The organism is Bacillus sp. FJAT-26390, from assembly GCF_001682865.1.
GTDB lineage: Bacteria > Bacillota > Bacilli > Paenibacillales > Paenibacillaceae > Pristimantibacillus.
This window is the reverse complement of the sequence record NZ_MAQX01000035.1, coordinates 118464-144952: the sequence shown is the minus strand read 5'-3', so window position 1 is coordinate 144952 and position 26489 is coordinate 118464. Positions and strand designations below refer to the sequence as shown.

General features: G+C 49.5%; 18 protein-coding genes. 14 read left to right on the top strand and 4 right to left on the bottom strand.

Annotated elements, in window-relative coordinates; translation table 11 throughout:
• Positions 1-312: 312 nt before the first annotated feature.
• The 4 genes from A7975_RS29815 to A7975_RS29800 form a co-directional block, all read right to left on the bottom strand.
• Positions 313-1215: an ATP-dependent DNA ligase gene (locus A7975_RS29815; protein WP_065387559.1), complete on the bottom strand. Its 903-nt coding sequence runs from the start codon at positions 1213-1215 to the stop codon at positions 313-315.
• Complete coding sequence (gene ku, locus A7975_RS29810; RefSeq protein WP_053377620.1) at positions 1212-2051, bottom strand: non-homologous end joining protein Ku; 840 nt, start codon at positions 2049-2051, stop codon at positions 1212-1214. Before ku ends, A7975_RS29815 begins: the two co-directional genes overlap by 4 nt.
• 160 nt (positions 2052-2211) lie before the next feature.
• On the bottom strand, positions 2212-2514 hold the full coding sequence (locus A7975_RS29805) for a hypothetical protein (RefSeq protein WP_065387558.1): 303 nt from the start codon (positions 2512-2514) through the stop codon (positions 2212-2214).
• A gap of 155 nt (positions 2515-2669) precedes the next feature.
• A complete protein-coding gene (locus tag A7975_RS29800) occupies positions 2670-2939 on the bottom strand; it encodes a hypothetical protein (protein ID WP_065387557.1) in 270 nt (89 codons plus the stop codon).
• 192 nt (positions 2940-3131) lie between these two features.
• Here A7975_RS29800 and A7975_RS29795 point away from each other — a divergent pair, with 192 nt between their 5' ends.
• The 14 genes from A7975_RS29795 to A7975_RS29730 all read left to right on the top strand — a co-directional run bounded on the left by A7975_RS29795 (position 3132) and on the right by A7975_RS29730 (position 26283).
• Complete coding sequence (locus A7975_RS29795; RefSeq protein WP_141680454.1) at positions 3132-4949, top strand: sensor histidine kinase; 1818 nt, start codon at positions 3132-3134, stop codon at positions 4947-4949.
• Positions 4942-6462, top strand: coding sequence for a response regulator transcription factor (locus tag A7975_RS29790; RefSeq protein WP_053374238.1), 1521 nt, complete (start codon positions 4942-4944; stop codon positions 6460-6462). The genes A7975_RS29795 and A7975_RS29790 overlap by 8 nt, the downstream gene beginning before the upstream one ends.
• A 194-nt stretch (positions 6463-6656) precedes the next feature.
• A complete protein-coding gene (locus A7975_RS29785; RefSeq protein WP_065387555.1) occupies positions 6657-8123 on the top strand; it encodes an ABC transporter substrate-binding protein in 1467 nt (488 codons plus the stop codon).
• A gap of 80 nt (positions 8124-8203) precedes the next feature.
• A complete protein-coding gene (locus A7975_RS29780; protein WP_176707838.1) occupies positions 8204-9142 on the top strand; it encodes an ABC transporter permease in 939 nt (312 codons plus the stop codon).
• 54 nt (positions 9143-9196) lie between these two features.
• Positions 9197-10114, top strand: coding sequence for a carbohydrate ABC transporter permease (locus tag A7975_RS29775; protein WP_053374240.1), 918 nt, complete (start codon positions 9197-9199; stop codon positions 10112-10114).
• 32 nt (positions 10115-10146) lie between these two features.
• Positions 10147-11466 (top strand): glycoside hydrolase family 125 protein, encoded by a 1320-nt coding sequence (locus A7975_RS29770; protein WP_053374241.1) that lies wholly within the window; start codon positions 10147-10149, stop codon positions 11464-11466.
• Positions 11463-14576, top strand: a complete 3114-nt coding sequence (locus A7975_RS29765) for an alpha-amylase family protein (protein ID WP_065387554.1) — start codon at positions 11463-11465, stop codon at positions 14574-14576. Before A7975_RS29770 ends, A7975_RS29765 begins: the two co-directional genes overlap by 4 nt.
• A gap of 26 nt (positions 14577-14602) precedes the next feature.
• Complete coding sequence (locus tag A7975_RS29760; protein ID WP_065387553.1) at positions 14603-17341, top strand: alpha-mannosidase; 2739 nt, start codon at positions 14603-14605, stop codon at positions 17339-17341.
• A gap of 135 nt (positions 17342-17476) precedes the next feature.
• Positions 17477-18994, top strand: coding sequence for a spore germination protein (locus A7975_RS29755; RefSeq protein WP_065387552.1), 1518 nt, complete (start codon positions 17477-17479; stop codon positions 18992-18994).
• Between the two features lie 27 nt (positions 18995-19021).
• Positions 19022-20209, top strand: coding sequence for a Ger(x)C family spore germination protein (locus tag A7975_RS29750; protein WP_255314609.1), 1188 nt, complete (start codon positions 19022-19024; stop codon positions 20207-20209).
• A 24-nt stretch (positions 20210-20233) separates the two neighbouring features.
• Positions 20234-20443 (top strand): hypothetical protein, encoded by a 210-nt coding sequence (locus A7975_RS29745; protein ID WP_065387551.1) that lies wholly within the window; start codon positions 20234-20236, stop codon positions 20441-20443.
• A 34-nt stretch (positions 20444-20477) separates the two neighbouring features.
• Positions 20478-21596, top strand: coding sequence for a GerAB/ArcD/ProY family transporter (locus A7975_RS29740; RefSeq protein ID WP_065387550.1), 1119 nt, complete (start codon positions 20478-20480; stop codon positions 21594-21596).
• A gap of 178 nt (positions 21597-21774) precedes the next feature.
• Complete coding sequence (locus tag A7975_RS29735) at positions 21775-22017, top strand: YolD-like family protein (RefSeq protein ID WP_053374247.1); 243 nt, start codon at positions 21775-21777, stop codon at positions 22015-22017.
• Positions 22018-22287: 270 nt separating this feature from the next.
• The gene (locus tag A7975_RS29730; RefSeq protein ID WP_065387549.1) at positions 22288-26283 is read left to right on the top strand and encodes a beta-xylosidase family glycoside hydrolase; all 3996 of its coding nucleotides are present in this window, start codon (positions 22288-22290) and stop codon (positions 26281-26283) included.
• Positions 26284-26489 lie beyond the last annotated feature (206 nt).

Sequence of the window (26489 nt, the reverse complement as noted above, 5' to 3'; positions counted from 1 at the left end):
GGCGGCGTGTACGTGTGCGCATTTTGACTTGTGACTCGCACCCTAAACCGCTGCAGTAAGGAATTAACGGGAAAATATCCATCTAATTGTCCGCTGTAGAGCCGGAAAAACCATTTAACGGGAAAAACTCTCGCTAAATGAAGCAGGATCGCACGACTTGGCTAAAATACGCGAAATTAACAGGAGAAATTCCCGTAAACTCTTAAATGCAGCTGAAATTTCTTGAATTAGCGGGAGAAATTCCTTTTAATCATATAGCGTGTGCTCCTGTAGTACTAGCTGCACCAGCCTAACCAGCCGCACCAACCTTTTTCAACCATCTCCATCTCCTGCACCAAAGCCAAGCAGCTTTGGTTGGCGAAGCAGGCCGGAGTCGGTAAACTCTAATGCGGTCACTCTGCATGGGAAATGTACGGCGAGCCAAGCTACGTCCGATTTTTTCATGCCTGCCGAGAGCGAAGGGAAGGGGCAATCGCCAGGATGCTCCTGCATGAACTGCAGCAGCATTTTTTTGGAGGCGTTGTCGAGTCCCGACACATGTCCGATGTATCGGTTTTCATATTGCAGCACGAGGCTTGAGACGCGGCCATCCTTTAATTTGATGCCGACTACGTCCGCGACGATTCGCACTTCCTTGCGCTTTTTAAACCAATCCGTATGGCCTTTGCCCTCTGTATATGGACTGTCCAGACGTTTCGAGATGAGCCCTTCCCATTCCCGCTCGATGAGCCATTCCCAAAGGGACTGCCCGTCGTCGAATAGGTCGGTAACGAATAGCTGCGGCGACTTGTTCGGAAATTTGGCGGCAAGCCTCTCGTACCGATCGCGGAAGGTAAAGCTTCGCAAATCTTCGCCGTTGTCGTTGAGCATATCGAACATGACAAACAACAGGTCATTGCCCTTTGGCCGCTTCTGGACGCCTAGCTTGCTGCGCTGAAAATTTGGCCGCGTGCCGTCAAAATAAACAATTTCACCATCAAGGATGCAAGATCCCACGCGCAGCGGCGACAAAAGCTCAACGATTTCTGGGAATGTGGCATTGCGGGGCTCGACCCGTTTGGAAAATAGTTCAACGCCGCCGCTCCCATCCAGCCGTGCAAGCGTACGGACGCCGTCCCATTTGATTTGATAAGCCCACTCCGGGCCGGTTGGAATATCGGGTGAGGTGACTGGCGCCATCGGGACCTTCGGAAGCGGGAGGGACGCCTTGCTCATGACACAACATCCTTCGCTTTCCTTGGGCTGCTTTTCCGTTTTTTTGGTTCAGCGGCGGGCGGTATTTTAGCTGCCTCGAGGGAGGCTTGAAGCGCGCTCATAAGATCAATGATATTGGATCGGCCAGCGGCAGGCGCGGATACCTTGTCGACGCTTTCGCCGGCAATTTTATGCGATATCGCCTCCAGCATCGCAGCGCGGTAATCATCCGTATATTTGTCAGCGTTAAACGGCTCCGACAGCTGCTCGATGAGCTGCTTTGCCATTTGCAGCTCCTTTTCGTTAATAACCGTTTGCTCGGGAAGGTTAGGCACCTCTGCCAGAGGCCGGATTTCATCCGGGTAATGCATCGTCTCCATGCAAAGGCAATTTCCGACGGCTCGAATCGCCGCCAAGCTGCTTTTGCTCCGAATCGAAATTTTGGCGATGCCGATTTTTCCCGTTTGCTTGATCGCCTCAAGGAGCAGACTATAGGCACCGGCTCCCGCCATGTCAGGAGAGAGGTAATAAGCCTTTTGATAATACAAAGGGTCGATATCGGTGAGATCAACAAAGTCGAGAATTTGGATGACCCGCGCCGATTCCGGCTTCATCGCTTCCAGTTCTTCTTCATTAAACAGAACAAACTTGTCTTTCTCATATTCAAAGCCTTTGGCGATATCTTCCGGCTTAACTTCTTCTTCGCAATGCGGGCACGTCTTCACATAAGAAATAGGCATGCCGCAAACTTTGTGTATTTGGCGAAAATGGACGTCCTTGTCTTCCGTTGCCGTAAACATCTTCACCGGCACATGAACCAATCCGAAGCTAATCGCGCCTTTCCAAACTGTATGCATCCAATCCCCGCCCTGCTTTTTTTCAATAGGATGCGCGCGTTTGGTCAAAGTATACGAAAAAGCGGATAGGCAGGCGGCTCTGGTCACCAAATAGCAAAAAGACCCTCCACCGCTCAATGGAGCTGGTGAAAGGTCTCTGCTATTCTAGTCCTGTGCTGTTCTAATCCTGCGGGGCGTTTTTAGCGAGCTGCTGCCTAAGCTCCGCATTTTTAGCGGTGAGCTGCTTGGCTATAGCAGCCTGAGAAGCCTCGATACGGGCAGCTTCCTCGGTTAGCTTCGTAATTTGCGTCATTTTGCTGCTGAGATCGGTTGGGGACGAGCTCATTTTAATGTTCTTTTGCAGCTGTTTTATTTTGGCGAGAGCTTTCTCTCTTTTTATCTTATCGCTTGCGCTTTGCTTTTGAATGTCGGCGATTTCTCTTTTTAAACGGCTTATAATGGACGATGTAAAGCTAATGGACATGGAGGCACCTCATAATCGTATAGTGTTGCATCGCCCCATTTTACTATAGATAACGGGTTTAAGCGAGAAAAGAAAGGCCCGAAAGCAGGACACCTTCAACCAAGTGTCTTCCTTCGGGCCATGATTCATTCCAATCATTCAAGCTGTTGTTTGTTTTATTGATCGAGGTTCTTCTTTTGCTCCGGCCGGCTAGTGCTGCTAGTGCTGCCCTTGCGGGCCACAGGTCCAATAAAACGTCCGAGTAGAATAAATAATGGCGAGGTTTCCAGTTCGACCAGATTGAGCATCTCCGCCCAGTTGAAAATGACCAGAAACGGCAATAATCCAATAGCAAGCACGCCGAATATAAGGCCGAAGGAAACATTGCGAAGCATTTTGGCAATCGTCATGCGCTCATCTCCAATCCCTGCGGATTTCCTCACCATTTCATTATACGCTCCTCCCGCGGCGCCATTCAACCCTTACCTTTAACCATTGCCTCATGAGAGAACATTGGAACTAGGGATAGGAAGCCTACTTGTGTCTACAAATCATCGTGAAGTATTATTAAGCGTTGTAGCGTTTATCGTGTTCTCCTCTCACCAATGGTTCCGGGCAGCACGAGGAAGGAGCTTATTTTGAAGGCTAGAAGCTTGTACGACAACTATGTCAAAAATAATCTGTTTATGAAAATGATTTTGCTGTTCGCGCTCATTACGACCGTAACGATCGTGACTTTTTCTTATTTCATGTTCAATGTCATGTCGCAATCGATCATCCGTAACGAGCTGGAAAATCAGAAAAAGGCGATGGATAGCGTTAATAGCTACATGACCCGCAAATATGAATCCGTGCAATCGATGGTACTGGATGTTTACAGGAATGAGTCGCTAGCGCTTCATCTTACTTATTTCTTGCAGCATCCGTTCGAGGATTACATGAAATATCAATTGGACCATTATACCAATGAAGCGGATGTGGATATGCCAAAGGGACTCGATTTTTTTGAAAATAAGCTGGATAGCGATGCGGATATTGAAAATTTGCTGCTGTACAGCTCGGAGAAGCAGTTTTTATTCGCTTATAAGCAGGGGCATGTGAGCAAGTTGATTTCAACTAACGCCTCGCGCTCTTATATACCGGATGCAATGGCGCTGGAGAATAGCATGATGTCCGTACCGAATGCTTGGGTTCGCCAAGCGATCGATCAGCAAGATCCGAAGCTCTATGCGATGCGAGTACCGATCACGGACAAAAATTCATTAAAAAATTTAGGGCAGCTGCTCGTTTATTTTGATTCCGATCGAATAAATCAAGCGCTAGAGAGCTATAAGGAGCAATTAAAGGGCTATATTATTGTGCTTGGGCCAACGGGCGAGGTGTTATTCGACTCCTCTGACCGCTATTATGGCATCCGTTATCCCTATGCGGATAAAATCGAATCGCTGTTCGATACAGCGATGCTTGAACAGGAATCGTATGTGACGACGCTTACCCAGAATCAAGCGGGTTATATGGTCGTAGGCGTAGCGCCAAAAGCAGAGGTTGCCGCCGCGTACCAGAGGCTGAAGCATACCATTGCGCTCATAAGCGCGATTTGCATTATCGTGGTGCTGCTCGTGCCGGTTCTGGTCGTCACTAATTTTGCGAAACGAACGAATAAAATTATCCGCTTCATGCGCAAGGTGGAAAGCGGCGACCTGTCGGCACGCATTCAAGACGATAAGGAAGACGAGCTCGGACAAATATCCCGCAGCTTTAATGATATGCTGGGCGAGCTGACCCGCCATATCGACCGCGTATATAAAGCGGAAATCAAGCAGAAGCACACGGAGCTTGCTGCGCTGCAGGCAAGGGTGAACCCTCACTTTTTGTACAATACGCTCGAAGTCATTCGCATGCGCGCCGTGTCGCAAGGGGCGAAGGATGTAGGCGAGATGATTTATAGCTTGTCCGTCCTGTTCAAAAGCTTCGTGCAGCCCAAAGGCGAAAACACGCTTAAGGATGAGCTTGAGACCTCCCGTCTTTATTTGGAGCTGTTCCGCATTCGATACAAGGACAAGTTATCCTACGAGATTGTGTGCGACGAGAGCTTGGCAGGCAAAAATATTATGCGGATGGCGCTCCAGCCGATTATAGAAAATTACGTGGTGCACGGTCTCCAGCCCCGCAGATCGGATAATCATATCCGCATAAGCGTTTATGAGGCAGAAGGGCGAGTGCGCATTCAAGCGGAGGATAATGGCATCGGGATTGATCCTACGCGGCTCGAGGCGATCCGCCAGTCGCTTGATTTGGTGGAGGAGGTTGGCGATTCCTTTGGCCTGCGCAGCGTGCATGAGCGATTGAAGCTGCTTTATGGAACGGACTATGGCCTTGAAATCACAAGCACGCTAGGCGTTGGAACGATCGTAACGATTGAGTTTCCAAGCGAGGAGGAAGCACAGCATGTATAGGGTTTTCGTAGTAGATGACGAGCCGTTCATCATCGAGGGTCTTTACGATATTATCGATTGGTCGGCATACGGCCTAGAGATCGTCGGCTCCGCGGAGAATGGCCAAGATGCGCTGGAGGCGCTTAAGGAATCAGCGGCGGACATTTTGCTAACGGACATTTCGATGCCGATCATGGATGGCCTAACCTTAATTCGGGAAGCACGACAATTTCGGCCGGATTTGAAGGTTATTATTTTGAGCGGCTACAATGAATTTGATTATATTAAGTCGGGGCTTAAGCTTGGCGTCGAAAATTATTTGCTCAAGCCGATTAATATCGACGAGCTGCAGGAGACGCTCGTCGGTACGATCGACAAGCTGAATACGACGAGGCCAGACCGGTTATTTAGCGATTATGATATCCGCATTCTTAGGGATAATATATTGTATCGCTGGTTAACCGGGCGCATAGCGCCAAATGAGCTGAGCGAGCGGACCGATATGCTGGACATTCGTCTCGATGCGCCGTATCTCGTCACGGCCGTTCTCCGGACGGAAAATCAATTTGAGCCATCCTATGAGGCGGCTCAGCGGCTTGCCGTTCAAGACCCGTCGATGCTGCCTTTTGTCGATATTGATGGCGACCTGGTTATCGTGTTTATGCTCGATGATCCTGCTGCCGGCAAGGAAAAGGCGATTAGCATTCTTGACAATATGCAAAAGCGGCTCGCGCCAAGCAAGATGCGAATTTCGCTTGGCAGCGTGGAGGAAATGGGCGAGGGAGCGCCAAGAAGCTATGCCCATGCGAAGAAGGCGCAGGAATATTTTCTGCTGATGGACGAACCGGCTATCTTGGATTACGGATCGCTGACGGAGAAGAATGGCATCGTCAATATAGCGGCACAGCCGCTGGATTGGTCTTCCTACTCGAAGCTTATTAAGGCCAAGGATTTGGAGAGCCTGCACGCGGCGATTGATGCTGATTTTGAGCTGTATCAAGCGCTTGAGGGAGTTACACCAGCCTATATCCAGAGCATGGCTATCGAGCTGATGATCCGCTTCAAAATGGAGCTCAAAGAAATCAAGCAGGCTGATCAGCCGGAGCTGTACAAAGCGGGTTTCGTGCAGATCATGCACGCGGAGACGATTGAAGGTTTGGTCTCGGTCGTCAAGGAAGCAGCAACGTTAACGGTGGATTCGCTTATGCGCGACGTGAAAAGCCCGATTATTCAGCAGCTGCTCAATTATGTGCATGAAAATTACGCGCAGGCGCTGTCGCTAAAATCGCTCAGCCAGCAATACAACATTCATCCGGTCTATCTGGGTCACTTATTCCAGAAGGAGACGAGTGAGACGTTCACCGAATATATCAACAAATATCGAATCAACAAGGCAAAGGAAATGCTGAAGGAAACGCAATTAAAGGTGCAGGAGATCGCCATGCAGGTAGGCTACTGGGAAACTGGTTATTTCTACAAGCAATTCAAAAAATATGTTGGCATTTCACCCACTGATTATAAAGGACTGCTCTAAAGCAAGATTGGGCAGTCTTTTTTCTTTAATTTGTACACCATACCTTTACTTTGTTCTCTATTTGAAAACCGTTACATCCGTTATTTTTATATTAGTCCTTAAGACGCATCGCGAATATGGGACAAGACAATAAAGTAAGCGTATGCTTACGCAATCGGTTTGTGCTTCGCAACACGATACGGGGAGGATTTACAATGAGTAAGAAAAAAAGATTTATACCAGCGCTTACGTTGATGCTGGTCATGTCCATTGTGCTTAGCGCATGTGGGGGCAGCAAAAACGAGAGCTCGGAAGGCACTGCCGAAAAACCGGTAGAGCTGATCTGGTACACGATCGGAACGCCTCAAAAAGATGTGGACAAGGTTATGGCTGAAGTTAGTAAATATACAGCTGAAAAAATTGGCGTTACCGTTAAAATGAACATGATCGATTGGGGCGACTACGCACAGAAGCTGCAAGTAATGACAGCTTCCGGCGAAGCAGTAGATATTATGTTTACAGCTTCATGGGCATTCGACTACGTTCAAAATGCTAGAAAAGGCGCGTTCATGCAAATCGATGACCTTCTTAAAGAGCAAGGCAAAGGCATCGTTGAGACGCTTGACCCAGCATTCCTTGAAGGTTCCAAAATCGATGGCCACAACTACGGCATCCCAGCTAACAAAGAGCTGCCTGCCCAAGAAGTATGGCGCTTCAACAAGCAGTATGTAGACAAATACAAGCTGGACATTTCGAAAGTGTACACGCTTGAAAGCCTAGAGCCAATGCTCAAAACAATCAAAGAAAACGAGCCGGGCGTATATCCGTTCGCCGTTGATAAAAACCAAATGCCTTACGTGCCTTACGACTATGTAATCGAGAAGCTGCCAATGGCTGTTAAGCTCGATACGAAGGATTTCAAAATCGTTAACGTACTAGAAACACCGGAAATGAAACAAATTTTGAACACGATGCACAAGTACTACAAAGCAGGTTACATCCCAACTGAAGCCGCTACTATGGATTCAATGACAGATGTTCAAACGACAGGCAAATGGTTCGCTGACCGTGCGACATCGCAGCCTTTCGCTGATAACCTTTGGTCGGCAAGCTACGGCTACCCAGTCGTATCGACGCCAGCAAGCGATGCTCTTATCTATAACTGGTCTGTAATGGGCTCGATGCAAGCGATTTCGGCTAACTCGAAATACCCAGAGAAAGCAATGGAGTTCTTGAACCTGCTTAACACCGATCCTGTACTTCGCAACATGGTTGATTCAGGTATCGAAGGCGTTCACTACAAAAAAGCAAGCGACAATGTAATGGAAAACCTTGATGAATCGAAAAACTATGATATGCCAACGTTCTCGCTCGGCAATGTTATGCTTACGTATTTGAACACAACCGACCCAACGAACAAGTGGGAAGAGTTCAAGAAGTTTAACGATGCAGGTACGGAAGCTCCGCTTCTAGGCTTCAACTTCGATACGTCGAAGGTAACAACGGAAATCGCGTCCGTAAACAACGTGAAGGAAGAATATTGGGCGGCACTTATGACAGGAACAGTTGATCCTGAAACATACTTGGCGCGTGCAAATGAGAAGTTTAAGGCAGCTGGACTTGATAAAATCATGGCTGAGGCTCAGCGTCAGCTTGACGAGTGGAGAGCCGCTAACAAGTAAACAAGCGGGAGGTATGAGGCGAATGCTCGGCATTCGATTCATACCTTCTCTCATTAATCTGACAGCAGAGAGGTGATCACGTGGGAGCCATAGGGCGTTTTCTCAAAGATATTAATAAAAATACTGCAATGTTGATCATGGTATTGCCAGCTACACTTTGGTTTATTTTTTTCTCCTACTTGCCAATGGCGGGTATGGTTATCGCGTTTAAGGAATACCGGTACAGCCGGGATGGGTTCTTGGCAAGCATTATTGAAAGCAAATGGGTTGGCTTGCAAAACTTTAAATTTCTATTCAGTACGAACGATGCTTATATCATAACGCGCAATACGGTGTTATATAACATATTCTTTATCGTGCTTGGGCTGGTTATTGCCGTTGCGATGGCGATTATGCTGGCGGAAATTACGAACAAAAGATTAGCGAAAGTTTACCAAACGGGTATGTTCCTTCCGTACTTCCTATCATGGGTAATCGTAGGTTACTTCGTATTCAGCTTCCTTAGCTTGGATAGAGGCGTCGTTAACCAAGTTGCCGGCTGGTTCGGTATCGACCCGGTGAACTGGTATTCAGATCCAACCTACTGGCCAATCATTATCGTAGTTGTGTTCCTGTGGAAATCGGTCGGCTATAACAGCGTCATCTACTTGGCGGCTATTATGGGTATCGACAAATCGCTTTACGAAGCAGCGATGATCGATGGCGCGAACAAATGGCAGCAAATTCGCAACATTACCATTCCAATGCTAACGCCGCTTATTACGATTTTGACACTGCTTGCAATCGGGAAAATCTTTTATGCGGATTTTGGACTTTTCTATCAGGTGCCGCGCGATTCCGGAACGCTGTACAGCGTAACGAACGTTATCGACACTTATGTATATCGTGGTCTTAAATCGACAGGTGAAATCGGTATGAGTACGGCGGCAGGCCTGTATCAATCGCTTATCGGCTTCGTTCTTGTCATTACTTCGAACGGGATCGTTCGCAAATTCAACAAAGACAATGCTTTGTTCTAGTCATAGCGGCTTAACGGCCCAATAGACAAGCATTGCGAAGGGAGGAAAACCGCTGTGTCCGCTCAAACGACGAAAGGCCGCGATTTTCATAGGCTGACGCCCGCTTGGAATATCATTTTTCATTCTGTAGCCGGTATTTTTGCTTTACTATGCGTATTTCCTTTTTTATTCGTTACAGTTATCTCCTTTACGGATGAGTCCACTCTTGCCAAGAACGGCTATCAGCTGTTTCCGGAAAAATGGAGCGTAGAGGCTTACAGCTATTTGTTTAAAGCAGGTGATCAATTGCTCCGCTCTTATGGGGTAACGATTGCCGTTACGGTTATTGGTACGGCTATCGGCGTTGTGTTCACGGCGCTGTTCGCTTATGCCATCTCGCGCCACAGCTTTAAATACCGCAACTTTTTCGCTTTCTTTGCCTTCTTTACGATGCTGTTTAACGGCGGCCTTGTGCCGACTTATATTATTGTCACGCAGCTTCTTGGACTTAAAGATTCGATTTGGGCACTCATATTGCCGCTAGCGGTCAACGCCTTTTATATTATGATTCTGCGCACGTTCTTCTCAACGATGGTACCGGATGCTATTATCGAATCAGGTAAAATAGACGGCGCTGGAGAGTTCGGCATCTTCTTTAAGCTGGTGCTGCCTTTGTCTCTTCCAGGTCTTGCTACCATTGGTTTGTTCAGCACGCTCGGCTATTGGAACGATTGGTTTAATGCGCTGCTGTATATTAACACGCCGAATTTAGTGCCGCTTCAATCGATGCTGATGCGGATTGAAAATAGTATGCAATTCATTATGCAGAACTCGCAAAATGCTTCGCTCAGCGTAGGCGTGCTGCAGTCGATGCCGCAGGATACGTCGCGTATGGCGATGGTGGTGCTTGCAACCGGCCCAATCGTATTCGCTTATCCGTTCTTCCAAAGATATTTCATTCAAGGTTTGACGGTTGGTGCCGTTAAAGAATAATAACGAATCTGTTTCCTAAAGGAGCAACTATCATGGAGCAATTTAGATTACCGAAAATTCCAATGCCGGAGCTGACGCTGCCGCAGGCTGTCCAAGACGTACTCAAGGAAGCGGAGCAGAAGCTCGCGCACCGTCCGAAGCTGCTGCAATTGTTCAAAAACTGCTTCCCCAATACGCTGGAAACGACGACGAAGCTGATGGACGATGGCACTACTTTTGTCATCACAGGCGATATTCCTGCAATGTGGCTGCGCGATTCCGTCGAGCAAGTCATTCACTACGTTCCGCTTGCGAAGAACGATAAGGACTTGCAGCGCATCATTGGCGGTTTGATCAAACGCCATATCGATTATATCCAGATCGATCCTTACGCGAATGCTTTTAACGAAACGGACAATGATTGGCACTGGAATACTACGGATGAGACGGAAATGTCTCCGTGGGTGTGGGAGCGCAAGTTCGAGCTGGATTCCATCTGCTTCTCGATGCGCCTTGCGCATGCTTACTGGAAGGAAACGGAGCTGACGGATATTTTTGATTCGGGCTTCAAGGCAGCGATGCGCAGCATCGTTGAGCTTTGGAAAACGGAGCAGCGCCACTTTGAGCGCTCCCCGTACCGTTTTATCCGTGATAACGGCATTCCGACAGACTCGCTTCGCAATGACGGCCTAGGCATGCCAATCAACTATACCGGCATGATCTGGTCGGGCTTCCGCTCGAGCGATGATGCGTGTGATTTCCACTATAACGTACCTGATAATATGTTCGCTGTGGTCGCGCTGCGCCAAATGAGAGAAATAGCGGAATGGGTATTCCGTGACATGGATTTCGTTAAGGAGCTGAAAAAGCTCGAGGATGATGTCGATCATGGCATTCAACTGTACGGTATCTATCAGCATCCGGAATTTGGCCCTATCTATGCTTATGAAACAGATGGCTTCGGCAACTATTGCCTAATGGACGATGCAGGCACGCCGGGCTTGATGTCGATTCCTTATCTTGGCTATACGAATGCAGATGATCCGATCTATCAAAATACGAGAAAATTTGCGCTTAGCAAGCATAACCCGTTCTACTATGAAGGCACGGCAGCGAAAGGAATCGGCAGCCCGCATACGCCTCCTGGCTACATTTGGCATATGGCGTTGTCGATGCAAGGGATTACGGCAACAAGCAGCGAAGAGAAGCTGGCTTTGATTGCGATGCTGGAAGCAACCGACGCGGATACAGGCTACATGCATGAGGGCTTCCATTCGGATGATCCTGCTTTGTTCACGCGCAAATGGTTCGCTTGGTCGAACAGCCTATTCTCACAGCTTGTCTATCAGGCGATGAAGGATGACATTCTATGAGCATGAGCACCATTATTTTTTATGATCCGTCGTTTCCGCTGCGTTCACGGCTAAGCTCTGATTCCGAGGGGCAGCTTGTTCAAATTGGCAACGTTGTTCGCGCGAATGCGCTAGGCAAGGCGCTACGCGATGCGGACGGCGGCTGCTTCGTAAACATGCACGCGCCTTATTTCCCTAAGGAAGCTTGGGTAGACATCCTAGCTTATTTGAAACGCGGCGGCAGCTTGATCAATATTGGCGGAGCTCCGTTTAAATATCCCGTTACCAAGAATGAGGATGGCGCATGGGAAACCGAATCCGAGCAAACGGCTTATCACCGCGAGCTTCATATTCACGAAGCGCTGCCTGTTGACGCAGCTCCGATTAAGGCAATGTCTGCGCATGCTGACATTCCGCTGCTGCAAGGCAAGGAATCGTTGTTTGAAGTATCGAACACTTGGAATCTAGTGCCGCATGTGACAAAAACAAGCGATTTGCCTCATCAGATGGGCTCGGCAGGTCCAATGGACGCCCATTTGTTCCCGCTTCTAAAAGGCGTTTCCGCTGAAGATAGAGAGGTAGCCGCTCCGATCGTGCTTTGGGAAAATACGAAGGGGATGTTCGCGGGAGGGCGCTGGCTGTTCGTTAATCAGCCGCTTACGGAACAGTTCTGGCAAGGCGGGGGAGCTGAGGAGCTTCGCCGCTGGACGGCGTTTTGCGGAGAAGGGGTAACGGAGCTTTGGCTTAAGCCAAACTACGCTTCCTTCGAGCCGGGTGAGCGGGCTATGCTGACGCTGCAAGCACAGAAGCTTAGTCGTTCTTCAAGCGCATCTCCTGTAAGCTGGAGCTTCTCCATTGTGGTTCAGCATGACAGCAAGCCGGAGCAGCGCTTTACAACCAGCCTGCAAGAGGATGTTGCAAGCAAGCAGCTTATCGTTCGTATTCCGGTTCCGCTTGAGCTTGTGAGCGGCTATTACAGCGTGGAATGCAAAGCGGAATCCTCTGAAGGAGAAGTTCGTTTTCTTCGTCAAGGGTTTTGGGGCTTTGACCGCGAGCTGCTTGCCGAAGGCAGCCCTATTACCGCTGAGCGCGATTATTTCATGAAGGACGGCCGGCCGATGCCGGTTGTGGGCATGACATACATGACCTCGGATGTGGCGCGCAAGTTTTTGTTCCTGCCGAACGCTTCCGTATGGGAGCGGGATATGGCGCAAATGCGCAAAGCGGGCATCAATTGGATCAGAACCGGCATATGGACCGCTTACCGCAATGTGATGCAGGTGGACGGCCATGCGTCCGAAGAGGCGCTTCGCGCCATTGACGCATTTCTGCTCACGGCGAAGCGGAATGATTTGCAGGTAACCTTTACGTTCTTCTCCTTTACCCCGGAAACGTGGGAAGGGCAAAATCCATACCTCGACCCAAGAAGCGTCGAGGCTCAGAAACGGTTTATTCGGGCGATCGTCTCTAGACATAGCCAGTCCAAGCATGTGGACTGGGATTTAATTAATGAGCCGTCGATGTTCGATCCGCCGCGTATTTTCTCCGATGGCCCAAGATCAACGCGTGATCCATTCGAGAAGGCTGCTTATGCAGCTTGGCTGAAAGAGCGTCACGGATCGATTACGAAGCTGCAAAAATTGTGGAACATGACTCCGGAGCAGCTGCCAAGCTTTGAATCGGCTGTGCCGCCGGAGCCGGAGGAAATCAACTTCGACGTGCAGGACATGCATCAAGGCAAGAAGGGTACCCGCTGGCTTGATTACGTGCTGTTCTCCATGGATATGCATAATCGCTGGGCGCAGGAGCTGTACGCTGCGATCAAGGAAGAATGCCCTGACCATATGGTTACGGTCGGACAGGATGAAGCGCTTGGCGCGCAAAGGCCTTCCCCATTCTTCTACGGCGAGGCTGTAGACTATACAACCGTCCATTCGTGGTGGCTGAATGATCAGCTCGTATGGGACAGCCTCTTTGCGAAGACAGCTGGCAAGCCTAATCTTGTGCAGGAAACCGGCATTATGTATGTAGAGACGCCGGAAGGCCGAGCGAAACGTTCGGAAGCTGAGCTTCGAAACATTCTTGAGCGCAAATATGCTTATGCCTTTGCAACTGGCGGAGCAGGTGCGGTTCAGTGGATTTGGAATACAAACTTCTATATGGATAATGCCAATGAATCGCATATCGGCGCGCTTCGTGCAGATGGCACAGAGAAGCCGGAAGCTAACGTGTCCTACGATTTCGGACGGTTTATGGAAGAGATCAGAGATTTGTTCAAAGGGCGGGAGCTTGAGGACACCGCTGTCGTTTTCCCTTATTCGAACGATTTCTCTAACCGCAAGCTGGCGTTTGATGCAACTACGAAAGCAACGCGAGTGCTTGCCTACGAGCTGAACAAGCCTTTCCGCGGCGCTTCGGAATATCATTTGGAGGAGCTTGAAGCAAATCCTGTCAAGCTCGTCATCGTTCCAAGCGCCCACAATATAGACGATACTGCACTTGAGCGGCTGCTTGGTTATGTTGAACGAACGGGTGCGACGCTTCTGCTGACGGGGCCAACAAGCCTTGACGCTTATTGGCGTCCAGTTGATCGCCACACGGAGCTGTTTGGCGCAAGGGAGCTTGTGAACGTGCTCCGCGAGGAACAAATTCGTATCGGAGATCGCGTGCTGCCTGTCTCTTATGGCAGCCGCCGCATTGCGCAGGTTTGGAAGGAAGCACAGGTAAGCGATGCTGCGCTTGGCAGCGATCAGCTCATCGAGCTGGCGCACGGCAAAGGACGCATCATTTGGAGTCCGCTGCCGGTTGAGCTGAACGACCGTATCGAGCCGATCTCGGCCTTGTACCAATACGCGCTGGCTTCCGCGGGTTGTTCCGAGGAGCTGGAATGGATAGCAGGCGGACAATTGCCGGGCGTCTACGGCCGCAAGCTGACTTTCCAAGAGGTAGCGCTGTACGTATTCGTGTCGGAGTACAGCCATAATGCTGATATTGAAGTGAAGGACCCTGTGACTGGCATCCGATATTCCTTTGCACTGGAGAAGGAAAGGTCTGTACTATTCGCAGTGGATAAAGAGGGTCAGCTGTTAGCTGTCTATCGGCCGGATCAAGTGGGTATAGCCGTATCATAATGACGAACAAGAAGAGGTGTTGAACGATGACCTACAAACGCACAGCCCATATTATCTCGCATACGCATTGGGATCGGGAATGGTATTTGCCCTATGAGAAGCATCATGTCTTGCTTGTGAAACTAATGGATACGCTGCTTCATACGCTGGATACCGATCCTGATTTCAAAAGCTTCTATTTGGACGGGCAAACGATCATCCTAGAAGATTACTTACAGGTTCGTCCGGAGAACCGGGAGCGCCTTGAGCGTTATATTAAAGAAGGCCGTATTCCAATCGGACCTTGGTATATTTTGCAGGATGCCTTCCTGACGAGCAGCGAAGCGAATCTTCGCAATTTGCAAATCGGCCATCAGGATGCGAGCCGTTACGGCACGATAGCGAAAGTCGGCTATTTCCCGGATACGTTCGGCAATATCGGCCAAGCTCCGCAGATTCTGCAGCAAGCCGGCATTGATAATGCCGTGTTCGGAAGAGGCGTTAAGCCAACCGGCTTTAATAACACGGTAGCGGATTCGGATTATGAATCGTCCTTCTCCGAGCTCATTTGGGAGGGGCCGGACGGCTCCCGCGTACTGGGCGTTCTATTCGCGAACTGGTACTGCAACGGCATGGAAGTGCCAACGGATGAAGCGGCTGCCAAAGAATATTGGGAGCGGAAGCTTGTGGAAGCGGAGAAATATGCCGCTACCGGCCAGCTGCTGTTCATGAACGGCTGCGACCATCAGCCGATCCAGCAGGATTTGTCTGCTGCGCTGGACACAGCAAGGCAGCTCTTCCCTGACACGGAATTTATTCATTCCAATTTCGAAGATTACCTAGCTTCTGTGAACGAGTCCTTGACGCGCGAGCTGTCTGTCGTGAAGGGCGAGCTTCGCAGCCAGCGGACGGACGGCTGGTCAACGCTTGTGAATACAGCATCCGCACGCGTCTATTTGAAGCAAATGAATCAGCTCGGCCAAGCTATGCTGGAGAAGGTAGCGGAGCCGCTTGCTACGCTTGCGTATTCGCTTGGGCATGAGTATCCGCATCATTTGTTTACGTATGCGTGGAAAACGCTCATGCAGAACCATCCGCATGACAGCATTTGCGGCTGCAGCGTGGACGAGGTTCACCGCGAGATGGTGACCCGCTTCGATAAGAGCCGCCATGTGGCGGAAGCGATTATTGACGACAGCAAAGCGGTCATTGCAGATGCGGTCGACACGACCGTATTCGAGCAATACGGCGAGGACGCCCTACCGTTTGTCGTCTATAATACGACCGGCTGGGAGCGCAGCGGAGTGGTTGAAGTCGAGCTTGATATCGAACGCATCTATTTCCGTGACGGCTTGTCGCTTGATGAAATGAATCAAAAAATGTACGGCGTTGATGTAACAGGAAGAACAGTTGTTGATCACCTTGGTACAGCAATCGCTCATTCGGCAGTTGATTTGGGACTTCAGTTTGGCTATGATCTGCCGGATGACAAATTCCGCCAGCCATATATGAGCCGCAGAGTGCGTCTAACGCTTGAAGCGGTGCAGGTCGCTGCGCTTGGTTTGGCAGCATTTGCTTACGTTCGCAACGCGAAAGCAGCTGAGCTGCCGCTAGTATCGCTAGTCGCAGGAGAGCAAGCGCTGGAGAACGAATTTGTTCGGATCGATGTGGAAGCCGACGGCTCGTTTAGTCTAACCGATAAACGCAGCGGTCAAATTTACCGCGATCTTGGCGTATATGAGAACACAGGCGATATCGGCAATGAATACATGTACAAGCAGCCAACAGGCGAGCAAACATTAACGACGAAGGGTCTGCCAGCCAGCATTCGCCTTGTCGAGAATACGCCTTACCGCGCAGCAATCGAAATCGTGCATGAATGGGCGGTACCTGCTTCGGCAGAGCCATATTTTGAAGTCGAGAAGCAAGAGGCTGTTTATTTCCCTAACCGGAAGTCGCAGCGTACAGAAGCGACCGTCCCGCTTACGATTCGTACGGAAATCGCAATAAGCCGCTCTGGGCAAGGTGTGGAATGGAAATCTTCCTTCAACAACCAAGCGATGGATCACCGGGTTCGCGTATTGTTCCCTACTGATCTTGAGACAGCTGTCCATCAAGCGGATTCAATCTTCGAGATTGCAACGCGCGATATCGAGCCGGCAGCGGAGTGGATCAATCCAAGCAATGCGCAGCATCAGCAAGCATTCGTTGACGTGAGCGGCGAGCATGCGGGTCTGACGGTTTCGAACCTCGGCTTAAACGAATACGAAGTACTGCGCGATGGACGCAATTCCATTGCAATTACCTTGCTTCGTTCGGTAGCAGAGCTTGGCGACTGGGGCGTGTTCCCTACTCCGGAAGCACAATGTCTGGGCGAGCAGAGCTTCAGCTTGACCATCCTCCCGCATAATGGAGACGGCGCTGAATCTGGCGCTTACGCGAGAAGCTATCAATTCCAAGTGCCGTGGACAGTCAGCCAGACTGGTGTCCACTCTGGCAAGCTTGCTCCAGCATTGTCCTTGTTCAACTGGGATGGCAGCGGACTGGCATTCTCCTCCTTGAAGGTGAACGAGAAGTCCGGTGATTTCATGCTAAGATGGTTTAACATGAAGCCTGCTGAGACGGAGCTGAACCTGTCAGAGGCAGCTGCTGGATCACTCGGACAAGCATACAAAAGCAATGTGCTTGAGCACGAAGTCGAAGGACTTGCCCTTAATGGACAATCGTCGTTGCAATTGACGGTTGGACCATGCGAGATTTTGACTGTCGGCGTTAAGCGTTCATAAATAATAAAGAAGCCCTTTGCATGGGGAACCCTGCAAAGGGCTTCTTGTTGTATATGGCGAATGCCGGTGTTTAGTTTAACGAGTTTCCAACGTGGTCATAATGGAAAGAGACAACGGAACCGGAGACTACTGACAATGACAAAGCCAACGAAGGAATTTATCGACGATAAATCACGGCTTGAGCATGAGGGAGAACCCTTAGCAGCAAATATCGAGCAAAATTTAAAGATGATTTTAAAGGATATGGGCGGCAGCGATGATGTTGTCATCCGTGAAATTCGCTCTGCCGGCAGTGATGCGTCAACCGCTGCCATTGTATATATCGATGGCATGTCCGATGCCACCATCATTAATACTTATATTTTTGACTATCTGAACCGCTCGCTTCAGCTTGAGATGGATCATAAAGATCTTGCACAGCAGCTGTTATCGGGCATAGGCTCGCTTCACCCCGTCGCGAAGACAGGCGAGCTGTATCAGTCGCTGCTCTCTGGCGAAGCGATTATTTTCCTGATCGGCAGCGACCATGCTTACCGGGCGGATATTCGCCAGTGGAAAGGCCGCGATGTTACGGAATCGACCAACCAGACATCCGTTCGGGGACCAAGGGAGAGCTTTACCGAGACGCTGCGTGTTAATACTTCGCTCGTGCGCCGGAAAATCAAAGATCCGAGGTTATGGATTGAGACGATTGCGATCGGCCGAATTACGAAAACCGACGTTACGATCATGTACTTGAATGGCATTGCCAAACCTTCCGTTATCTCGGAGGTACGCTCGAGGCTGCAAGCGATTGATATCGATGGCGTGCTGGAAGGCGGTTATATCGAGGAATATATCGAGGATGCGAAATTGTCCATCTTCCCAACCGTTTACAATACCGAGCTGCCAGATAGCGTAGCCGCGCAGCTGCTTGAGGGCAGAGTAGCGATTTTAGTGGATGGATCGCCGAACGTGCTGATCGTCCCTACGCAATTTGTCAGCTTTATTCAATCTGCCGAGGATTATTACCAAAGGGCTCTCTACGCGAGTCTTCTAAGATTATTGCGTTATATAAGCGGATTTATCTCGCTGCTGCTTCCATCCTTGTATATTGCCATTACGACTTTTCACAGGGATATGCTTCCTACCTCCTTGTTAATCAGTCTCGCCGCTCAGAGGGAAGGCGTGCCTTTCCCTGCTTTTATTGAAGCGGTAGCGATGGAGGTTACGTTTGAGATTTTGCGGGAAGCCGGACTTCGAATGCCTCGGGCGATCGGTCAAGCCGTATCCGTCGTGGGTACGCTGGTTATCGGCCAAGCGGCCGTCGAGGCTGGTATCGTCTCCGCCGCGATGGTTATCGTCGTATCGGTAACGGCGATTTCAACCTTTACGTTTCCCGCTTACAGTATATCGATCCCTATACGTATGCTGCGATTCGTGTTAATGGGGCTCGCGGCAAGCTTCGGCTTGTTCGGCATTATTATGGGATTGTTTGTTCTGCTGCTGCATTTATGCTCGCTGCGTTCCTTCGGAGAGCCGTATATGTCGCCGCTTAGTCCATTTATAGCATCGAATCAACAGGATACGCTTATCCGCATGCCGCGTTGGATCCATTTTATAAGGCCAAGCACAGCGCAGAAAAGCAATCGGATCAGGCAGCGCAAGAAATAGCAGGGGGATGCAGGAAGGAGCTTTGCCATGATGCTGCGTAAAACGGTGATGGTCATTTTGTGCATGGCGCTTCTGACAGGCTGCTGGAGCAGACGCGAGCTTAATGAGCTGTTAATCGTGCTTGGCATAGCCGTGGATTGGGAGGATGGGCAGTTTGTCGTGTCCTTTCAGGTTGTTAATCCAAGCGAAATATCCGCACAGAGGCGAGGCGGCGATCGTCCTCCGGGCACGTTGTATCAAGGCAGAGGGAAAACGATGTTTGAGGCTGCGCGCACGTTAACGGCAGAAGCGCCGCGTAAAGTATATTTAGGCCATTTGCAAATCTATGTCATCGGCGAGAAGATGGCAAGAAGAGGGATAAGCCAGTTTCTGGACAGCACGCTTCGGGATAACGAATCGCGAATGGATTTTAACGTCGTGATCGCAAAAGGGATGAAAGCGGAGGAGTTATTGAAAATCTATACGCCGCTTGAGAAACTGCCTACCCAAAATATGCTTAGGTCGCTCGAGACCTCAGCCAAATCATGGGCGCCTACCGTCTCCACTACGCTGGACGATATTTTAAGCACGCTGTCCGGTGAAGGCAAGGAGCTGGCGTTAACAGGCATCGAAGTGATAGGAAACCAAAAAAAAGCGGAGACGAAGCAAAATGTGGAAATCTTTAAGCCGGCGGGACACTTTCGCTATACGGGGCTCGCGGTTTTTAAAAAGGATAAGCTTATAGGCTGGTTAAATGAAAAAGAGAGCAAGGGTTACACGGACATTACCAATCATTTGGACAGCACTTCCGTTGAGGTGCGATGTGAAGGCAATAAGTATATGGGCGTAGAGATTGAATCTTCGCAATCACGCATTAAGATGGGAATGAAGGATGGCAAGCCTGTAGCGGATATTTATTTTCGAACAGAGGCTAACATCGTGGATAGAGCTTGCAAGTCTGTAGATTTAACGGATCCTGCGACGATTGAAAAGCTGCAGCGGCAGGTAGAGAAAGTGATGAAAAGCAATGCAGATGCCTCGATCAGGCACGCGAAAAAACTGCAAACCGATGTATTCGGGTTTGGCGTTACGTTAGGACAGCAGCACCCCGCTTTATGGAAGCAGGCTAAGAAGGAATGGAATACAAAGATGTTCCCTGCCATGGAAACGCATTTTCATGTCGAGGTATTTATCCGCAAAACCGGAACGACCGGCAATACAAAAATGAGATCGTAGCCTATTTAGCGCGGGAGGATAACGATGCCGTCATTAATTGGAGTAGTTGTTTTTGCTATACTCGTTGCTTGGTGGGAGCTGCCGAAGCTGAAAGAAAAGAAGCGTACGAAGGAGATGGCAGTGTTTATTACGCTTCTTCTCCTTGGTACGGGTTTGTATGGTGCGCTGGGTATGAATGTGAAGCTGCCTAATCCGTTTTTGCTCATCAAGCTTGTCTACGGAGGGCTGTACTGAACAAGGAACGCCTTATGAGGGGGAGGTGAGACGGATGAGCAACGACGTGGTAAACGGCAATGGCAAAATATCGCCTAGACAATTTATGATATTGGTTATTATGTATACGATAGGCGATTCCATGCTGGTTATTCCAACGCTGCTTGCTTCGGCCTCTAAGCAGGACGCATGGATAACGATGCTCGTTAGCCTTGTCCTGGGACTTGCAGTAGGCGTATTGTTTGGATCGGTTGCGAAAATGATGAAGGGAGTCGGTTTGATCACGTTCATCCAGCGGTCCATGGGAAATGTGGCGGGGAGCTTGGTTGGCATCTTGCTGATCATTTATTTCTTTTATATCCATATGACGCTAACCAGTGAAATGAGCCAATTCATGACGACGCAATTGATGCCGGAAACACCGATCAATGCGATTGTTATGTTATTTATGGCGGTTATTATCATTGCTTACCGCCTTGGTGTAGAAGCGTTCGCCCGGATGGGAGAGCTGCTATTTCCCCTATTTCTGCTGCTGTTTCTGCTCATGACCGTATTCCTGCTGCCGCAGATTCATCTCTCCAAGCTGGAGCCGGTACTAGCAGATGGTCTGGCACCTGTTATGAATGGGGTATTCATTTCCTTTACGGTACCGTTCTCGGAGCTGTTCGTTATCTTAATGCTTGTGCCTCATGTAGCGGGCAATAATGCGACGATGAAGCCGCTGCTGCTCGGCATTCTCATAAGCGGTACGATTTTATTCATCACTGTCATTCTGTGCGTGTTCGTACTCGGAGCAAGCTTAATGGAAACGAAGTATTACCCGATGTTCGTGCTCGCTCAGAAAATAAGGATCGGCAATTTTTTGGAGCGGATAGAGGCTATTCTGGCATTTATCTGGATCGTAACGGTGTTCTTTAAAACACTAGTTATCTTCTATGCGATCACGCAAGGAATAACCCAACTGCTTCGGTTAAAAGAGAGCAATATGCTGACGATTCCGCTGGCTATGATTTTATTGGTAGGCTCTGTAATCAGCGCCCCTAATATCGTCATTTACAATGAAATCAATAAAGACTATTGGCCTTTGTTCGATCTGACGATCTGTGTGCTGCTTCCTGCCTTAATGCTAGGCTGGTTCTATTTAAGGAGAAACCACGATCATAAGGTCAAATAGCCGGATAGAAGCTGCTGCATGGATTTCTAGTTTTTTCTTTTAACAGAGTCAATCGCCAACATGCTATAATAGAACTATTCGCGTAACTTAACTGGATAGGATTAGGGTCTCCTCGGAGCGGAGGAGATCCTTTTTTATTGAAAATACGGGTTGCCATACATAGCGGGAGGGGAATTAGGTGGCAAAAGGACCGAAGCGGCCAACAAGGGATGAATTTGAGCTTGAGGAGCTGGGCGAGAGATTAGTAGAGGCCAAGCAGGAAGGCACGGAGCTGCTGCTCACGATTTGGGCGGCGGAAGAGAAAGTGAGAGGCGTCATTACAACGCTCGATTCAAGAACGAAGAAGGTTCATGTCGAGCATATGGGAAGCGTAACGAAGGTGCCTTTCCTCGATATTATGAAGATAGAAAGCCCTTATTGATAAGATATGCTTTTGTACGAAAATGATACAGCAGCAGGCTGCCTGGAAGCCTCCCTCGTTCACATGTTGAGCGAATGGGAGGCTTCTTTGTGTATGTAAAAGTACGGCGGGAATTCACAACTTTTCGCCAAATATTACAAATACTTCCCATGGGATTATTTGTACAATACTCTTGTCGGGAAGGGGGGAAACGATGTAAAAAACGGATGAATGAAAACATTGCTTTAATTGCACGTCAAAAACAGGAATCAGGGAAGGAAGCTGTAACGAATGAAAAAACGTACTGTTTCGCTTATCATGACTGTGATGATGATCCTGCAGGTGTTCGGCATGTCTACTGCCATGGCGGCAGAGGAGACGCCGGGCGCCAGCTCGGAGAACCGTGGATTAAAGGCAGAATATTACACTACATCGGGAAGAGGGCAATTTGATTTTAAAACCTTAAAGATTACGACGGTAGATGCAAAAATTGATTTTGCTAACATTAAACCGATTCTGAAAGCGTTTACCGGTCAGGATGAGTTTAATGCGGTCAGGTGGACTGGCGAGCTGGAAGCGCCGGCTACGGATGATTACAAGTTTTACATTAAGGCTGATAACGGATTCCGCCTATGGATCGACGGCAAGCTTGCCATTGATCACTGGGTGAATGATTGGGATAAGGAGCAGACTAGTGCAGCCATCCATTTGGAAGCCGGCAAGAAGGTTAGCTTTAAATTAGAATACTTTCAGGACTTTGGCGGAGCATACATTAATCTAAAATGGTCGGGAGCAAACCTGCAGAAGCAAGCTGTACCGGAAAGTGCTTTCCTGCTGCCTGCTGGGTTTGTGAATCACAGCCCTAAGGAAAGCGTCATTCTTCAGGACGGGATGCAGGCTGAGCTGCATTTTGGCAGTGAACTCCAAACGGTTCCAGCGGATGCAGCAAAACATTTTACCGTTGCGGCAGGGCTGCGCAATCATATTCCGACAAGCGCAGCGCTGAGTCCAAATGATTCGTCGGTCATTCAGCTGAAATGGGATATTCCTGTCTACAAGCCGGATAATGCGATCATGCTCACGTATGACGGGCAAGGCGGCATTGTCAGGAAGGACGGACAGCCATTATCCACGTTTGTAGCTACCAAAGTGACTAACGGCTCCGAATTTATGATTAAGACGCCATGGGCGGAGGATGTGGATAAAGACCAAGTCCTTCCGGAATATCCGCGTCCGCAGCTTGTCCGTGACAAGTGGCTAAATCTTAACGGCGAGTGGGAGTTTGAGAGCGGCACGAAGCAAACGGTCCTTCCTACTGGCAAAAAATTAAGCGAAACGATTCTTGTTCCGTTTGCGGTCGAGTCACAGCTGTCCGGACTTGAGCGTCAGGAAGATAAAATGTGGTACAAAAGGCAATTTACGCTTCCTGTGGATTGGGATGGTAGCCGCGTGCAGCTTCATTTTGGAGCTGTTGATTTTGAAGCGACGGTCTATGTCAACGGGCATGAAGTCGGCAAGCATCGCGGCGGTTATACGGGCTTTAGCTTTGATATTACCGACCAATTGGCTGCGGGGCAAAATGAGTTGATCGTTTATGTAACAGATCCGACAGACGATGGCGGGTACACGATCGGCAAGCAGCGGAATGTGCCGGAAGGGATCTGGTATACATCGGTATCGGGCATTTGGCAGACGGTATGGCTGGAGCCGGTAGCTGCTGCCTCGATCGAAAAGCTGGACATGACACCGAATCTTGCTGATGATTCGTTGAAGCTGAAGGTTACAGGAAGCGCTGGCGTTACGGATGAAACAGTTGAAGCGATTGTGTTGAAGGAAGGCCAGGAAGTTGCACGCATAAACGGAGCGGTAGGCGAGGAATTGTCGATCCCAATTCCGAATCCGCGTCTGTGGTGGCCTGATGATCCGTTCTTGTACGATCTAAAGGTTAATCTGGTGAAAGGCTCCGCGAAGGTGGATGAAGTCGCCAGCTATTTCGGCATGCGGGATATTAAGCTCGGCAAAGTAGACGGCATTACGCGTCCGCTCATTAACGGTAAGTTTATTTTCCAAATGGGACCTCTCGATCAAGGGTATTGGCCGGATGGCTTATACACAGCGCCAACGGATGAAGCTTTGAAGTTCGATATCGAGGCGGCGAAGCGGCTTGGCATGAACATGATTCGCAAGCATATGAAGGTGGAGTCTGATCGGTGGTTCTACTGGGCCGATAAGCTTGGCGTCGTGGTATGGCAGGATCAAGTGAGCAAATTCGGGGATTCTGCCGATAACCGGGCACATCTTGAGAAGGAATTCAAAGAAATGATCGACCAGTTCCGCAATCATCCTTCCATTGTCGTATGGACCGTGTTTAACGAAGGCTGGGGACAATACGAAACCGAACGGCTGACGAATTGGGCGATGAGCTATGATCCAACCCGCCTCATTAACAATGCGAGCGGCTGGACGGATAAAAATGTCGGGCATTTGGTCGACATGCACGCGTACCCTGCACCTAATGCGCCGCAAGCGACGGATACCCGGGCCGCTGTGCTCGGCGAATATGGCGGACTTGGCCTGAAGGTGCCTGGGCATGAGTGGAACTCGAACGTATTCAGCTACGAGGAGCAAGAGAACGTAACGAAGCTGACGGATCGTTATGTGACCTTCATTAACCAATTGAAGGCATTGAAGAAAACAGGACTAAGTGCTGCGGTATACACTCAAATAACAGACGTTGAAATGGAGATTAACGGACTGCTCTCCTATGACCGCAAAGTGGAAAAAGCGGATTTTATCCGCGTCGCGCAAGCACATAAGGAATTAATCGGAAGCTTCCATATCTCGGATTTAACGAGCGTTATTACGAAGGCACAGGCGGCGCTGGATAAGGCGGTTGTTGGCACTAACCCTGGCGAGTATCCGCAGGCTGCGAAAGATGCCTTAGTCGCTGCGATTGCGGCAGCGCAGGCTGTAGCGGATAAGCCGGATGCTTCTGCCGAAGTGATCGAGCAGGCGATTAACGCTTTAAATGCTGCGATCGAGAAGTTCGGCAAAAGCGTGGTAAAAGCAGTGCCGCCGATTTCGCCGAAGGCATGGCTTGATTCATTCGACAAGCCGGCCTTAAAGGATGAATGGAGCATTCATAATCCGGATGCAAGCGGCTGGTCGCTTACGGATAACCCGGGCTCCTTGCGGATTGTGACGCAAAGAGGGGAAATGTTTGAAGGGTCGAATGACATCAAAAACGTATTCCTGCGGGATCTTCCGAGCGAAGATTTTGAGGCAACGATCAAGCTAAACGCTCCTATCCGTAAAAATCACCAGCAAGCAGGCTTAATCGTATGGCAGGATGTCGATAACTACGTGAGATACGGCCATGTCTGGGATACGCTCGGTGCTGCGGGATACAGCTTGGAAACGGCTAAGGAAGTAAATAAGAAATATACGAAGGCGACGAATATGGCGAAGCATCCGGGCACGGATGACGTATTTATGAAAATCAAAAAAGTCGGCAATACGTATACGACTTATTTCTGGAATGGAACCGAGTGGCAGCAGGCCGCAGATCCGCTAACGGCAGAGCTGGGTCAAGTCAAGATCGGCATCTACGGTTTTTCTGCGCTGGACAGCACATCGATGAATGCGGATATTGACTACTTCACGGTTCAATCGTTGAACGAGCAAGCGCCGCTGAGCATGACATTGGATGGCGCTGGCAGCGTGAAAGAAGGGTCGACGTTCAAAGTGAAGCTTGGCGCTGCGAACGTGACGGATTCCGTATACGCTTCGGATATCACGCTGAGCTATGATGCGAATTTGTTCGAGCTGCAGCAGGTAGACTCCGCTGCGGACGGCATTGAAGTCGTGAAGGTTGTGGATGACGGAAAAGGCAATGCGCGCATCGTGCTGGTGAACATAGGCGATGATCATCAAGTCAAGCAGGAGCTTCTGCTTCTTAACGTTGTCTTTAAAGCGAAAGGCGCCCCTGCGGCCTCCGGCAAAATTTCGGTGATCAAAGCGGTGCTGGCTGATGGCGAAGGCAACGAGACAGAAGCAGCAACCGCTGAGCTTACGGTAACGATTGTGGAAAGCGGCAGCGGCTCCGACGGCGACTTGAACCATGACGGCAGGTTCTCGGTTGGCGATTTGGCGATCATAGCGAGCCACTACGGCAAGGATAGCAACAGTCCGGATTGGAACGTTGCAAGATTTGCCGACTTGAATGGCGACAAAAAGGTCGATATTCTCGACCTTGCGATGATGGCTCAGAAGATCTTTAATCCGTAGAACGGATGGATTGATGGATTGATGGGATGATGGAATGATGGAATGATGGATTGATGGATTGATGGATTGATGGATTGATGGATTGATGGATTGATGGGATGGAATCATGGCTTTTACAGCATGATTCCATTTTTTATGTGGGAAGATGATGTCCGTTTTGAAATAGATAAGGTGAACCTCGTGAACCCTATGGACGCTGGCCCCTC

What these genes read in the sequence shown, in the direction of transcription:
- A7975_RS29750 (WP_255314609.1), top strand. Translation starts at nt 19,022, where the DNA reads ATGATGCTGCGTAAAACGGTGATGGTCATTTTGTGCATGGCGCTTCTG.
- A7975_RS29790 (WP_053374238.1), top strand. Translation starts at nt 4,942, where the DNA reads ATGTATAGGGTTTTCGTAGTAGATGACGAGCCGTTCATCATCGAGGGT.
- A7975_RS29765 (WP_065387554.1), top strand. Translation starts at nt 11,463, where the DNA reads ATGAGCATGAGCACCATTATTTTTTATGATCCGTCGTTTCCGCTGCGT.
- A7975_RS29755 (WP_065387552.1), top strand. Translation starts at nt 17,477, where the DNA reads ATGACAAAGCCAACGAAGGAATTTATCGACGATAAATCACGGCTTGAG.
- A7975_RS29760 (WP_065387553.1), top strand. Translation starts at nt 14,603, where the DNA reads ATGACCTACAAACGCACAGCCCATATTATCTCGCATACGCATTGGGAT.
- A7975_RS29805 (WP_065387558.1), bottom strand. Translation starts at nt 2,514, where the DNA reads ATGTCCATTAGCTTTACATCGTCCATTATAAGCCGTTTAAAAAGAGAA.
- A7975_RS29800 (WP_065387557.1), bottom strand. Translation starts at nt 2,939, where the DNA reads ATGGTGAGGAAATCCGCAGGGATTGGAGATGAGCGCATGACGATTGCC.
- A7975_RS29730 (WP_065387549.1), top strand. Translation starts at nt 22,288, where the DNA reads ATGAAAAAACGTACTGTTTCGCTTATCATGACTGTGATGATGATCCTG.
- A7975_RS29785 (WP_065387555.1), top strand. Translation starts at nt 6,657, where the DNA reads ATGAGTAAGAAAAAAAGATTTATACCAGCGCTTACGTTGATGCTGGTC.
- A7975_RS29745 (WP_065387551.1), top strand. Translation starts at nt 20,234, where the DNA reads ATGCCGTCATTAATTGGAGTAGTTGTTTTTGCTATACTCGTTGCTTGG.
- ku (WP_053377620.1), bottom strand. Translation starts at nt 2,051, where the DNA reads ATGCATACAGTTTGGAAAGGCGCGATTAGCTTCGGATTGGTTCATGTG.
- A7975_RS29815 (WP_065387559.1), bottom strand. Translation starts at nt 1,215, where the DNA reads ATGAGCAAGGCGTCCCTCCCGCTTCCGAAGGTCCCGATGGCGCCAGTC.
- A7975_RS29770 (WP_053374241.1), top strand. Translation starts at nt 10,147, where the DNA reads ATGGAGCAATTTAGATTACCGAAAATTCCAATGCCGGAGCTGACGCTG.
- A7975_RS29740 (WP_065387550.1), top strand. Translation starts at nt 20,478, where the DNA reads ATGAGCAACGACGTGGTAAACGGCAATGGCAAAATATCGCCTAGACAA.